At 70.6% G+C, this 12,205-nt stretch carries 11 protein-coding genes and 1 pseudogene; 6 read left to right on the forward strand and 6 right to left on the reverse strand.

Annotation, left to right across the window (positions count from 1 at the left end):
* Positions 1–15: 15 nt before the first annotated feature.
* Both VGW35_25010 and VGW35_25015 read right to left on the reverse strand, forming a co-directional pair.
* Positions 16–1,059 carry a DUF6569 family protein gene (locus VGW35_25010; GenBank protein ID HEV8310935.1) on the reverse strand — a complete coding sequence of 348 codons (1,044 nt, stop codon included), beginning with the start codon at positions 1,057–1,059 and terminating at the stop codon, positions 16–18.
* Positions 1,060–1,373: 314 nt separating this feature from the next.
* A complete protein-coding gene (locus tag VGW35_25015) occupies positions 1,374–2,327 on the reverse strand; it encodes a glucose 1-dehydrogenase (protein HEV8310936.1) in 954 nt (317 codons plus the stop codon).
* A 378-nt stretch (positions 2,328–2,705) separates the two neighbouring features.
* Here VGW35_25015 and VGW35_25020 point away from each other — a divergent pair, with 378 nt between their 5' ends.
* The 5 genes from VGW35_25020 to VGW35_25040 all read left to right on the forward strand — a co-directional run bounded on the left by VGW35_25020 (position 2,706) and on the right by VGW35_25040 (position 5,644).
* On the forward strand, positions 2,706–2,939 hold the full coding sequence (locus tag VGW35_25020) for a hypothetical protein (protein ID HEV8310937.1): 234 nt from the start codon (positions 2,706–2,708) through the stop codon (positions 2,937–2,939).
* A gap of 36 nt (positions 2,940–2,975) precedes the next feature.
* Entirely contained in the window at positions 2,976–3,302 is a 327-nt protein-coding gene (locus VGW35_25025; protein HEV8310938.1) for a PRC-barrel domain-containing protein, read from the forward strand.
* Positions 3,303–3,333: 31 nt separating this feature from the next.
* Complete coding sequence (locus VGW35_25030; protein ID HEV8310939.1) at positions 3,334–3,555, forward strand: CsbD family protein; 222 nt, start codon at positions 3,334–3,336, stop codon at positions 3,553–3,555.
* Between the two features lie 113 nt (positions 3,556–3,668).
* A complete protein-coding gene (locus tag VGW35_25035) occupies positions 3,669–4,862 on the forward strand; it encodes an acyl-CoA dehydrogenase family protein (GenBank protein HEV8310940.1) in 1,194 nt (397 codons plus the stop codon).
* Between the two features lie 11 nt (positions 4,863–4,873).
* Positions 4,874–5,644, forward strand: a complete 771-nt coding sequence (locus VGW35_25040) for an inositol monophosphatase family protein (GenBank protein HEV8310941.1) — start codon at positions 4,874–4,876, stop codon at positions 5,642–5,644.
* A gap of 62 nt (positions 5,645–5,706) precedes the next feature.
* On the opposite strand, the gene VGW35_25045 is transcribed toward VGW35_25040, so the two are convergent.
* Positions 5,707–7,902, reverse strand: a complete 2,196-nt coding sequence (locus VGW35_25045; protein HEV8310942.1) for a hypothetical protein — start codon at positions 7,900–7,902, stop codon at positions 5,707–5,709.
* Between the two features lie 194 nt (positions 7,903–8,096).
* On the opposite strand from VGW35_25045, the pseudogene VGW35_25050 reads away from it, so the two are divergent.
* A pseudogene (locus VGW35_25050) lies at positions 8,097–8,360 on the forward strand (SRPBCC domain-containing protein).
* A gap of 133 nt (positions 8,361–8,493) precedes the next feature.
* On the opposite strand, the gene VGW35_25055 reads toward VGW35_25050, so the two are convergent.
* The 3 genes from VGW35_25055 to VGW35_25065 all read right to left on the reverse strand — a co-directional run bounded on the left by VGW35_25055 (position 8,494) and on the right by VGW35_25065 (position 11,974).
* Positions 8,494–8,886 (reverse strand): type II toxin-antitoxin system VapC family toxin, encoded by a 393-nt coding sequence (locus VGW35_25055; protein HEV8310943.1) that lies wholly within the window; start codon positions 8,884–8,886, stop codon positions 8,494–8,496.
* Positions 8,883–9,113: a hypothetical protein gene (locus VGW35_25060; protein HEV8310944.1), complete on the reverse strand. Its 231-nt coding sequence runs from the start codon at positions 9,111–9,113 to the stop codon at positions 8,883–8,885. Before VGW35_25060 ends, VGW35_25055 begins: the two co-directional genes overlap by 4 nt.
* A gap of 377 nt (positions 9,114–9,490) precedes the next feature.
* A complete protein-coding gene (locus VGW35_25065) occupies positions 9,491–11,974 on the reverse strand; it encodes an FG-GAP repeat protein (GenBank protein ID HEV8310945.1) in 2,484 nt (827 codons plus the stop codon).
* Positions 11,975–12,205: the final 231 nt, after the last annotated feature.

A 12,205-nucleotide genomic window follows, 5' to 3' on the forward strand; every position in this document is an offset into this window, starting at 1 on the left:
CCCCCCGAAATGACCTCAGAGGATCACCGCGTGCATGACCCGGCCCTCGAAGAGGAGGGCCGACCCTTGCTGTCCGGCCGCCCGGTACTCGAAGACGCGGCCCGCGCCTGCGTTGGCGTGCAGGGTTCCCTCGATCGTCGCCGCCGCCCGCAGGAGGTCCTCCGCGCGCGCCCGCGCCGGGCCCTGATCGGGGTCCGGCGCCTCGGGCCGGCCGTAGGCATCCAGCGCCTGGGCGCGCAGGAGCTTCGGCCACTCACGGGCGAAGAGGTCGGGCTCGAAGAAGAGGTCGAGGCCGGCCAGGGTCCTCCCCACGAAGACCGCGGCCCCCAGGGCGCCGGGCGCCGCGCGGGAATCGAGCCCCCGCTCCGCCTCGCGGAGCTGGGCCTTCACCTCCGGCTTGTCGTAGATCGCCTGGTAGCTCTGGGTGGTCGACGGCGCGGCCGCGCGGCGCGCATACCGGTCGACCTCGGCCCAGACGCGGCCCTGCCCTGCCTTCTCCAGGACCTTCGAGCGGAGCCCCGGCGCGGCGAAGCTGCCGCGAGCGCCGAACTCCTTCGCCCGGCCGGCCCAGCGGCCCTGCTCCACGCAGTAGACGCCGACCTTGCGCGGACCGGACAGGGGCGGCAGCAGGAGGTCCTCGGTGAGAACGCGGTTCTGCTTGCCGCCGAGGAGGATCTCGCCGGCCAGGAGGAGGACGTGGGTCTTCCCGCGGTTCTCCACGATCAGCTCGGGTACGGTGGCCTGCTCCTGCTCGGTGATCACGAGGTCTCCGCTCTCGCGCGCCTCCTCGAGCGCGGTCACGGCCAGCGGCGCCCCCGGCTGTCCGTGGAGCCAGAAGACTCTGAGGAGGCCGTGGGTCCGGGTCTCCCCGATCCGGACGCCCGCTGCGAATCGGTGGAAATCCGGACTGCCCTGGCCCGAGGGCCGGTCGAGGCCGCCACCGCCGTCGCCGCCTCCGAGGATTCTGAGCCGCTCCGCCCACGCCGTCGCCGGGCGCAGGCCGACCGTGCCGGCTGTCAGGCCCAACCACCGCACGAACTGCCGCCGCGTCGCTCGCATGGGACTCCTCCGCACGCCGGCCCTGGATTGGCCCGGAGGCCGGCCGGCGTGGTCGACCTCTTAGACCGGCCGGGCGAGGAGAAGTTCCCGAGGACGCACCGGTCTGTGTGGGGGGAAGGATCGCCGTCGGCCCGGTGCGCCAGGTGCCCCTCACGAGAGTGAAAAAATGCGCGGAGTGCAGCCCTACGCGCACACTTGATTACCCCGCGGGTAGATGCTCCCCTCCGAGCGGCGGCTTCGCCGCCGGGCCCACCCACCCAGCCCGAGAGGTCGGGAGGTTCCGGAGAGGGCCGACGAGGCCCCCTCCGGTAACTTCAGGGGGCGGGGGGCATGACTCCGTTCAGGGCCAGCCGTCCGCCGTCGGCGTAGATCGTCGTCCCGGTCACGTAGGAGGCGTCGTCCGACGCCAGGAACACGGCGATCCGGGCGATCTCCTCGGGCTCCGCGATCCGCCCCAACGGCGTCCGCATCAGGAAGCGCTGGATCATTCCGGGCACGCCGAAGAAGTTCGCGTTGATCGGCGTGTTCACCGTGCCGGGGCCGATCGCGTTGACCCGGATCCCGTGGGGGGCCAGCGCCACCGCCATGCCCTTGGTCAACATCGCGATGCCGCCCTTGGAGGCCGCGTAGTGGACCAGCACCGGGTGCGCGACGACGGCATTGACCGAGCTCAGGTTGATGATCGCCCCTCGGGTTCCCGTCTCGACCATGTGGCGCGCCGCCGCCTGGCCGCACAGGAACGTCCCCTTCAGGTTCACGCGGATCACCCGGTCGAACTCCGTCTCGGTGAGGTCGAGGAAGGGGATCTCCGCCTGCACCGCCGCATTGGCGACCATCACGTCGAGGCGCCCGAAGCGCTCGACGGTGGCGGCCACGAGGCGTCGCACCTGCCCGGCATCGCCGACGTCGGTGGGGACGGCCAGGGCGCCGGGGCCGAGCTTCGTCGCCTGCGCGCGCACCTCGTCGGCCAGCCAGTCGGCGAGCGTGACCTGGGCACCCTGGGCGACGAGCGCCTCGGCGATGGCGAGCCCGATCCCGCGCGCGGCGCCGGTGACGATGGCGACCTTGCCCTGGAGGCGCCCGGCGGACCCTCGATCGGATCCCGCCCGTCCCTTTCGCCGTCGGTTCCGTCGGGCCCCGACGGAGGCGCTCCCGGCTCGCGGCCGGGGCGCGTGCCGCCGGGGAGGCCCTTCATGCCGGTGCTGTGTCCCCTCGCGGTGGGTGAGAGCGTCCGAGACCGTCTCCGCCGAATAACTCCGCTTTGGCATTGGGAATCCTCCGATTGGCTGGACCAGGCCGCCGCCCGACCGCGGCGCCGAGGGGCCTTGAATGGCGGCGCCCCCCGAGGCTCGCGCCAGCCGATTCTCGGCCCCGCCCCGCGAAAATACAAGGAGTCGCCGGGCGCGCGTCAAGGCGTCGGCTGTCCGACGCCAAGCCCCGGGCTGGCCGCACAGTGTCTATGTTCGTGACACCCAGAGACCCGCTGGTGGGAAGGGAAGGAGGGCCTGCCCCGTAACTCTTCGTGGTTTCGACGCTGGCCGAACGGCGCCGGCCGCCGAGCCGCCTGGCATTACAGTCGCATGGATCGGCCGGCAGCAGTTGGCGCTGTCCGGAAGGCACTCAGGCTCTGAAGGGGGAGGTCAGCCATGTTTGGCTTCATGCTCGACGAGACCGAGACGCAGGACACCGCGGGGCTCAGCGGGGCGTCGTGCCAGTCGTGTCACCTCAAGCTCGCGTCGCGCGCTCCCCGGGTGGTGATCGGGGGCTCCACGTACCACCGCGACTGCTACGAGGCGGTGCACCTGAAGAAGACCGGCCGGCGTCCGCGTCTCGTCGCTGCCCCGTCGGGGGATCGGGTCACCTTCCGGCCTGCCGCGTGAGCGAGTTCGCGGGGACGCAAGCCTGGGGATCGACGCATGCTGCGTAGCGTCCGTGATGTCGTCGGCTATGGCCTCTCCGCGACGGACGGCGAGATCGGGGAGATCGCCGACCTCCTGGTCGACGACGCCGACCTCAAAGTCCGCTACTTGGTGATCGATACCGGTCGCTGGCTTCCCGGGCGGCAGGTCATCCTGTCGGCGGCGTGGATCTCGAGCGTCGAGCCCGCGAAGCGCACGGTCGTGATGAACATCGACACCAAGCGCATCAAGGAGGCGCCCGCCTACGACCCGGGCGCCGTCATCGACCGGGGGTACGAGAGCCGGCTCCATGACCACTACCGGTTCCCGTACTACTGGATCTGAGTGCCAACCCTACAGCTTGAGGAGTACCCGCATGAACCGCGATAGCCTCGAAGGCCAGTGGATGCAGCTCAAGGGGAAAGTCCGGGAGCAGTGGGGCAAGCTGACGGACGACGAGCTCGACCAGATCCAGGGGAACGCCGAGCAGCTCATCGGCAAGCTCCAGGAGCACTACGGGCGCACCCGCGAGCAGGTCGAGCAGGAGCTGGACCGCTGGCTTCAGGGCCAGCAGATCGAGAAGCGGAAGGCTTCGTAAGCGGCCCGCGCTCGAACCGGGGCCGCGTGCCCTCCTGGGCGCGCGGCCCCTTCGTTTTTCTTCCGCGGCTTCGCTTGACCCTGCTGCGGCCCTCGTGCTACCAAGAAAGACTGATGGACTTCGCCTACTCCGCGTCCGAGGACGCCTTCCGAGCGGAGCTCCGGGGGTGGCTCGAGGCGGAGCTTCCCGCCCACCGGCGCGAGTGGCCGGCGACCGACGACGAGTTCACCCTCCACCCCGACCGCGCCTTCGACGCCTGTCTGGCGTGGCACCGCCGGCTCCACAAGGGGGGCTGGGTCGGGATCGCCTGGCCGCGGGAGTATGGCGGCCGCGGCGCCACGCTGGTCGAGCAGATGATCCTCCAGGAGGAGATGGTGCGCGCCGGGGCTCCGCCCGGGGTGAACACGATCGGTCTCATGATGGTCGGGCCCGCGGTCATGGAGTGGGGGAGCGAGGAGCAGCGCCGGCGCCACCTCCCGGCGATCCTCTCCGCCGACGAGATCTGGTGTCAGGGGTTTTCCGAGCCGGGCGCCGGGTCCGACCTCGCTGCTCTCCGCACCACCGCCGTCCTCGAGGGCGAAGTCTTCCGGGTGTCGGGCCAGAAGGTCTGGACGTCCAACGCGCAGCGGAGCCAGTGGTGCATCCTCCTGGTCCGGACGAATCCGGCGGCGCCGAAGCACGACGGGATCTCCTGCCTGCTGGTGGACATGCGAAGCCCCGGCATCACGATCCGGCCGCTCGTGCAGATGACCGGTGACGCCGAGTTCAACGAGGTCTTCTTCGACGACGTCCGCGTCCCCCGCGCGCACCTGCTCGGCCCCCTCGACGCCGGATGGAAGGTCGCCATCACGGTGCTCATGTACGAGCGGGCCGGTCTCGGCAACCAGACGAATCTCCATCACTTCACGCGGCTCCTCCTCGACCTCGCTCGCCGGACGCCGCGCGGAGGCGCCCCGGTCTCGCGGGACCCGGTGGCCCGGCAGGCCCTGGCCCGGTGCTGGATCGAGGCCGAGGCGCTCCGGTTGACCGGCCTTCGCTCCCTCACCCGACGGCTCCGCGGCGAGCCGCCGGGACCGGAGGGCTCGGTCCTCAAGCTCGCCTTCACGGATGCCTACGCCCACATGGCCGAGACGGCCGCTCAGCTCCTCGGGCCGCACGTCCTGCTCTGGCGAGGCACGCCGCGGGCGGTGGACGGCGGCCGCTGGGCGTTCCAGGCGCTCTTCGCGCGACGGTTCGGGATCGCCGGCGGGACCTCCGAGATTCAGCGGAACATCATCGGCGAGCGGGTCCTGGGCTTGCCTCGCTGAGAGGCGGAGGGATGGACCGCGCGCTGGAGGTCGCCCTCGAGGCGGCGAAGGCGGCCGGCGCCCTCGCCCTGCGCTACTTCACCGGTGGGTTCGAGGTCACGGTCAAGCCTGATCAGACCCCGGTGACACAGGCCGACCGCGAGGCCGAGCGAGCCATCGTCGAGCGGCTCGGCGCGGCCTTCCCCGACGTCGGCTTCCTCGGCGAAGAGTTCGGAGCGCAGGGAGCCCAGGCCGTGCGGTGGATCATCGATCCCATCGACGGGACGCAGAACTTCGTCCGCGGCCTCCCGTACTGGGCGACGCTCATCGCCCTCGAGGAGGACGGCGACGTGACGCTGGGCGTGGTCCACGCGCCCGCCACCGGGGAGCTCCTCTGGGCGCGACGAGGCGAGGGCGCCTTCGCCAACGGGCGTCCGCTCCGGGTCTCGACCGTCGACCGACTGGCGAGCGCCACGCTGCTCCACTCGAGCCTCAACTACATGAAGGCGCTCGGTGCGTACTGGGACGGCTTCCTCCGGCTCGTCGACGCCACCCAGCGCCAGCGCGGGTTCGGCGATTACTTCGCCTACACCGTCGTGCTGCGGGGACAGGCCGAGCTGATGCTCGAGGCCGATCTCAAGCCGTGGGACCTGGCGCCCTTCAAGATCCTCTTCGAGGAAGCGGGCGGCTCCCTCACCGACTTCGAGGGCCGGCCGACGATCTACTCGGGCAGCGCCCTGGCCTCCAACGGCCGGCTCCACGCGTCAGCCCTGGCCGTGCTCCGTGGGACCGCCGGGCCCTGAGGCGTGCCGCTCACGGATCCGGCCCGGGCGTCCGTCGGCCGGTCCCGTGCTGCCGACCGGGCTCAGGCGTTCCGGCGGGCCAGGATGAGCGCGGCGATGGCGTAGCTCAGCACGGCGCCGAAGCCGACCAGCCAGACCCCGCTGGCGCTCAGCGCCAGCCAGAAGGCGACCGGTCCCAGGGCGCAGCCGACCAGGTCGATGAAGAACATGCTGCTCACCCGCTCGTCGCGGAAGCTGCGCAGCGCGGCCGGGAACATCGCCCCCGCCACCACCCCGCCCAGCGCCAGGTGGAAGGAGAAGGCGAGGGTCCGCGCCGGGAGCGCCAGGCCGATCGTCTGGCCGTTGAGGATCGGCGCGGTCGCGGCGTAGAGGCCGACGGCGAGCGGCACCGCCACGTAGAACCAGCGCGAGCGTTCGAAACGGCCCGACCAGAGACTCCCCACGCCGTTCCACAGGAGGAAGACACCGACCGCCACCGCCGCGCTCAGGTTCGGATCGCCGAGGAGGAGGAAGCTGTTGAACAGGACGAGGCTCTCGAGCAGGAAGGAGCCGAAGCCGAGCACGAAGAAGTTGAAGTGCCCGAGGCTCGTCGCCGTGCGGACGACGAGGGCCGCTCCCAGGACCCCGAGCAGGAGCAGGGCGGGGATGCTCCGCCGGACGAACTGGACCAGGGTGTCGAACCAGATCCCCGTGACCATGGACAGCGGAAAGAAGTCGGTGGTCGGGCGTCCGCCGTCCACCCACGCGATCGGCACCAGCTCCGCTCCCGGGATCACGGGCGGCGCGCCGCCCTTCTTCACGACGGCGTGAATGGTCGAGAGCTCGCCGTAGTACCCCCAGGCCAGGCTCCCCCGGGTCCGGTGTAGACGCACCTCGGACGGCGGCACCCCGGCCGCCGCCAGCGTCGCGCAGAGTCGCCGCACGAACTCCTCCGCCTCCTGCACGAGGAAGACCCGCGTGATCACCAGGTATCCGCCGGGACGGACCTTGCCGTAGGCACGCCGGAGCCCGGCGTCCGTGTACATGAAGTTGGCGTCGGGGAGCCCGATGTTGGAGATGGCCGATTGGGGATCGATGTAGGCATAGATGACCATGTCGAACTCGTCCGGGGTGTTTTCGAGGAAGTAGCGGCCCTCCTGCACGACGATGTCGGCGGTCCGATAGTAGTTCCAGAGCCACGGAAAGGCGCGGGCCGTCTCGACGAACCCTCCGTCCAGCTCGACCGCGACGATGTTGAGGTCTCTCGGGATCAGGTGCCGGAGGATCCGCACGTCCGAGCCGGTGCCCGAGCCCAGGACGAGGACGTCCCGGATTTCCCGGTCGGCGCCGGCCATCAGGCGCGCCGGCAGCGCCCGGGGCTCCCGCGCGTGCGTCACGTCCTGCTTCCGGTACTCGTGGAAGAGGAGGCCGTCGGCGAAGACCGCCAGTTCCCGCGGGAGGTCCACGACGTCGATCCGGCGGTATCGGCTCCACTGCGAGTAGGCGAGCGGGTGGCCCATCCACCGCGGCGCCTCGAGCTGCTCGAGGAAGCCGGTGGCGAGCTCGGCGGCGACGAAGGCCAGCGTGATCGCCGACGCCGTCACCACCACCGCTCTCGGGCTCGCGAGGTAGCGAAACGAGATCCACAGGTTGACCAGCAGCAGGGCGACGGCGAGGAGCACCAGCTGGACCGGGGTGAGGAAGAAGTTCAGGAGGCCGCCGAGCAGGGCCCCGCCGCCCGACGCGATGAGGTCGACCGCGTAGACGTTGGAGAGGAGGCCCTCCTGGCGCCCTTCCCGGAAGTAGAGGGCGAAGATCACGCCCTGCAGGAAGAACACCGGCCCGTAGCCGAGCGCGGCGACGGCCAGGAACGCCAGGATGACGGACCGGAGATACGCGTCCCCGGTGCCGGGGGCCGGCGCCCCCAGGGCGTACGAGAACGCGGCGGTGGTGTGGTCGATGAGGCCCTGAGCCAGGACGATGACTATGCCGAAGAGCGGGAGGAGCAAGACGGGGAGGAGCGCGGTGCTCCAGCCGAGGACGGGGAGGGAGGTCGAGCGGACCCGCCCGGCCGCCAGAGAGCCGAGGCCGATGCAGACCAGCACGCCGCTGAAGAGGAAGGGCGTCAGCGTGAAGATGGTGCTCAGCTGGAAGCGGAGCTCGCGCAGCACCGCGATCTGGAAGAGCATGAAGGAGAGCGCCAGGAGCGAGAGGATGGTGAGGTAGATCCGGCGCCCCGGGATCGCCGTCCCCGGCAGCGGCGCGGCGGGGGTATTCATGGCCTTCCCGCGATACACCAAGGCACGCGCGGCGCCCCCAAGCTATGGCGCGGGCGACGCCCGGGGCGGGGAGGTTCCTACCGGGGGCCGCCTTCCAGGGCCTGCACCGTGTAGTGGGTCCGGATCTGCCGGTTGAGGCGGGGGTCGGTCAGCTCGAGCTCGTAGGCGTCGCCGTAGATCAGCTCGCCGTCCACGAGGTTGACCCGCCGCGCCGGCTCGTCCAGAGCTTCAGGGCCCGGTGGAGCGAGGACGTGAAGCGCGAGGGACCCTCGAGGGTCACCTGGGAGATCGAGCCGGTCGGCGACTCCTGCTGCCTGACCGTCACCCACGACGAGCTTCGCGGGGACGCCAACCAAGAGCTCTACGGCGGCTGGCCGATGATCCTCTCCGGCCTGAAGACGCTGCTCGAGACGGGCGAGCGCCTGACGACGCCGGGATCGCTGCGATACGGCGGCTGAGCCGGCTCGCGCCGGCGGTGAGGCATCCCCACCTTGGGAGAGGGAGCGGAGAGAAGCGGAGGTTGGCTCGCCGCAGGCGCAGAGGAATCGCCGATTGGCGCGACCGCTCCGAGCGCTGAGCGCCGGGCGGACCCTAGACCAGCTCGACTGTGGCCCGGTGGCCTCGGGTCGCGGCCAGGGCAGCGTCGCGCGTGACCAGCGGGATCGCCAGGGCCTCGGCCAGCGCGATGTAGGCGGCGTCGTACGCCGTGATGTTGTGTCGCAAGGCCCAGATCCGGGGCATGAGAGGCTGGTGGGGATACCGGGTGAGAGCGAACTCGGCCATGACCTCCAGGGCGCGGGCGCCGCGTGCTCCGTCCAGCTCGCCCGAGGCCGCGTAGCGGCGCAGGACCTGGGCTACCTCGACATCGAGCAGGTGGGGCGCGTGGAGCGTCTCACCCGGGGCGAGGAGCCGCTCGGCGATCGGCGCCGCCGCCCGACGGTTGAGAAGGACCTCCAGGAGCGCCGACGCATCGACCACGATCACCGGCGGTCGCGCTCTTGCCGGACAGCCCGAGCGGGCGACACCTTCGGATTGACCGGCGGCAGCTGCGCCAGGCGCTCCCTGAGTTCGTCCGGGGTTGGACGCTCGGCCGTCTGGCGCACTTCCCGGAGCAGGTAGTCCGAGAGAGACAGTCCTTCCAGCGCGGCCCGGGCCTTGAGCTTCCGATGAAGATCGTCGGGGACGTTACGGAGCTGGATCATCCTGGACATGCTCGCAGCATATCTGCATGTGCCGCGCATGTCAAGGCTTGGCGGCCCGAGAATGGCGGCGTGATGCCAAGCCGTCGCGCGTACGGAGGTTTGCTCCGAGCGACTGCCTGTGGCGGGAAGGGGCCACGGCGCCGAAGATGCTGTCGGTGGGCTCCACCTCCGGATGATCGGGCGGCCCGGGCGCATCGGGGCGCTCGAGCGCGTCATCACCCACATGCGCGACCGGGGCCGGGTCTGTTCGCCCGCCGCGACGAGATCGCCCGCCACTGGATCGGACTCTCCGGGGCGCGTTGATGCGCCTCCTGCTGGCCAACCCGACCGCGACCGAGGCCATCACCGAGACCTGCGCGGCGCTCGCGCGCGCCGCCACCTAGACCTCACGGGATCCCCGCCACGGTCACCCCGCCGGTGCGCGCCGGGCTGTACGCGAGAAAACCGATGGCGGTGTCGGTACCGCCCCCCGTGAACGCCCGTACGCGGGGCGGATGGCCGGCACCCGGGCCCGTGAGGATCTCCGCGCGGCTGTCCCCGGTGACGTTCCCGGCGGAGACGAAGACTCCGCCATGGAAGGTGGGAGCGTACGCCAGGAAGCTCGCGAGCTGGCTCAACCGGCCCCCCGCAAGCTTGAAGGCGCGCACGCGCGGCTGTCCGCCCGGCCCGGCTCCCGCGATGATGGCCGCGCGGTCGCTCCCGTCGATGTTGCCGGCTGCGACCCGGACGCCACCGCGGAACTCCGGGTCGAAGGCAAGGAAGCTTGCCAGGGGCGCGACCCCCCCGGTGGCGCCCGCGCGGAGCCGGAAGACGCGGACCTGAGGGGGCCCTCCCTCCCCGGCGCCGGTGACGAGGTCAGCGATCCCGTCGCCGTTGACATCCCCGCACGCCACGAACACGCCCCCGTGGAGGCTCGAGGGGTACGGCCGGAAGTTGGCGAGGTCGCGTTCCGGGACCCCGTCGGGGCCGAGCTTGATGACGCGGACCTGGGACGGACCGCCGGGTCCCGTCGCCACCACGATCGCGGACCGGCCGTTCCCCTCGAAGTCGCACGCGGCGACCCGCACGCCGCCCTGGAAGGCAGGATCGAAGGCGGCGAAGCGCGTGGGGCGAGGCGAGCCGTCGGCGTTGAAGGCGCGGACCTCGGGCACCCCGCCGCGGCCGGCACCAGTGATGATGTGAGCGCCCCCCAGGCCGTCGAGCCTGGCGACTGCCACGAAAACCCCGCCGGTGAACCCCCCCGCGTAAGCCAGGAAGCTCTTGGCCAGCACGCCGGGTCGCCTGAAGGCCCGTACGTCCGGCGAGCCGCCCGGCCCCGGACCCGTCACGACGGCGCCGGACACCACGACACCGTTGAACGCGAACTCGCCGGTCGCGTCCTGCGCCGTGACGAAGAGCGGCGTGCCCATGGGCCGCGACGGCATGGTGAAGCTGCCGGAGACAGCCCCGGTCGGATCCAGGGTTCCGCCGAGGAGCGCGCGCTCGTCCAAGAAGAGCCTGAACGGGCTGTTCGGGCTCAGCCCGCGGATCGCGAAGAGCACGGTTTCCCCCGGCAGGACCGACCCGCGGGAGAGGAACAGGGCCGCGTCCTTCGCCCACCGGTTGAGGTCGAACATGAAGGACATGATGTCGCGGATTCCCGTCGACCCCTGGGCGACAGCACCCACGGGCACCTCCGGCGCGGTGAACCCGAGCAGGCGCTTCGGGAGGTCGACGACCAGCTCGTTTGCGAACGGCCCGGCCGGCCGGCGGGAGTCCGTGACCAGCTTGCTCAGCCCGATGCGCGGCGGGACGGGAAGCGGCATCGTGGTGCCCGTCACGGGATCGAGAACCGTCCCCGTGACGGTCAGCGGGCCGGCCATGCCGCGCTGGACCTGGAGTCGGACGATCCGGTCGATCCCATGGAACCCTGCCTCGTCGCTGACGCCGGTGCCCGAGTTGTGGTCCGTGTCGAAGAGGAGGCGGTAGAGGGCGTCGACGGGCCCGGTCGCCGGAAAGAGGCCGCCCAGGGTCACCAGGGCGCTCACCGAGGCGTCGCTTGCCTCGGAGCTGAACGCGATCCGGAAGAAGTCGAAGTACGTCGTCCTTCGTTGCTCGCCCAAGGGGTGGGTCGCGACCGCGAACTGCTGCTGGCGCTTGTCGCCCGGGGTGGTAGTCATCGAGATCGACTTCCCGGCCTTGTCGAGGATCTTGTCCTTCAGGATTTTGTCGATCTGCGCGCCCGTCAGGTAGGGGACCGGGATCTCCTTGGTCGTCTTGCGGTAGTTCGACGGGGCCATCAGATTCTGCCGGCCGCTGACCCCCTCCTTGTCCGGGGCGTGGCCCGCGTTGTCCGACTCCGTCGTCTTGTCGATCCGGTGTTTTTCCCCGAGCGTCAGGATGTGACCGACCTCGTGAGCGATGGTCTCACCGGTCTGCTGAGTGGTGTTCCGTCTGATGGCGATCACCACGGGCACTTTGTGGACCGACACACCGGGCGGCTCCCCGCCATCCTTTAGGACGAACTTCTTCGCGAAGATGACCTTCAGGCCCTTTTTGTTCTCCGTCTTCTCGACCTCACCCGACCCCTCTTTGAGGACGTTGGTGGCCTCGTCGCCCTCCTTGATGATGGCATCGCCGTCGACGTCGCTCTTCATCTGCACGTTGTCATGGACGTCCACCACCTTCAGCTTGATCTGTGCCTGCTTCAGGATCTCGCTGGCCTTTATGACGGACTCGGCGGCTAAGTCCTTGGTGACGTTGTCGACACCCTTGAGGATATTGATCACCACCGGGATCGTCGTGAACTCCTCGGCATCAGCCTGGCGCGGCGACAGGCTCGGCAGGACGCAGACGAGAGCGACGAGGTATGCGACAGCACGGATCACCATGGCGACCCCCTTTCGTGGCGCATAGGAACGATTAACGCCAGCTCTTCAATTGAGGAACAGGCACCTTACGAGCCAGGAGAAAAGCCTTGAAGGCGAGCTCAATTGCTCTGAACGTAGGCAGGAACGTAGGCAGGAACGTAGGAAGTGCAAGACACGTTTCCGTGCGCCCTCCCTCGGTCGGCCCCAGCCCCGCGCGCGCCTCCGCCCACGCGCCCAGAGAGTAGCGCGGCG

The organism is Candidatus Methylomirabilota bacterium, from assembly GCA_036005065.1.
Taxonomy (GTDB): Bacteria; Methylomirabilota; Methylomirabilia; order Rokubacteriales; family DASRDR01; genus DASYQW01.

What these genes read in the sequence shown, in the direction of transcription:
- VGW35_25025 (HEV8310938.1), top strand. Translation starts at nt 2,976, where the DNA reads ATGCTGCGTAGCGTCCGTGATGTCGTCGGCTATGGCCTCTCCGCGACG.
- VGW35_25035 (HEV8310940.1), top strand. Translation starts at nt 3,669, where the DNA reads ATGGACTTCGCCTACTCCGCGTCCGAGGACGCCTTCCGAGCGGAGCTC.
- VGW35_25020 (HEV8310937.1), top strand. Translation starts at nt 2,706, where the DNA reads ATGTTTGGCTTCATGCTCGACGAGACCGAGACGCAGGACACCGCGGGG.
- VGW35_25015 (HEV8310936.1), bottom strand. Translation starts at nt 2,327, where the DNA reads ATGCCAAAGCGGAGTTATTCGGCGGAGACGGTCTCGGACGCTCTCACC.
- VGW35_25065 (HEV8310945.1), bottom strand. Translation starts at nt 11,974, where the DNA reads ATGGTGATCCGTGCTGTCGCATACCTCGTCGCTCTCGTCTGCGTCCTG.
- VGW35_25040 (HEV8310941.1), top strand. Translation starts at nt 4,874, where the DNA reads ATGGACCGCGCGCTGGAGGTCGCCCTCGAGGCGGCGAAGGCGGCCGGC.
- VGW35_25045 (HEV8310942.1), bottom strand. Translation starts at nt 7,902, where the DNA reads ATGAATACCCCCGCCGCGCCGCTGCCGGGGACGGCGATCCCGGGGCGC.
- VGW35_25030 (HEV8310939.1), top strand. Translation starts at nt 3,334, where the DNA reads ATGAACCGCGATAGCCTCGAAGGCCAGTGGATGCAGCTCAAGGGGAAA.
- VGW35_25060 (HEV8310944.1), bottom strand. Translation starts at nt 9,113, where the DNA reads ATGTCCAGGATGATCCAGCTCCGTAACGTCCCCGACGATCTTCATCGG.
- VGW35_25010 (HEV8310935.1), bottom strand. Translation starts at nt 1,059, where the DNA reads ATGCGAGCGACGCGGCGGCAGTTCGTGCGGTGGTTGGGCCTGACAGCC.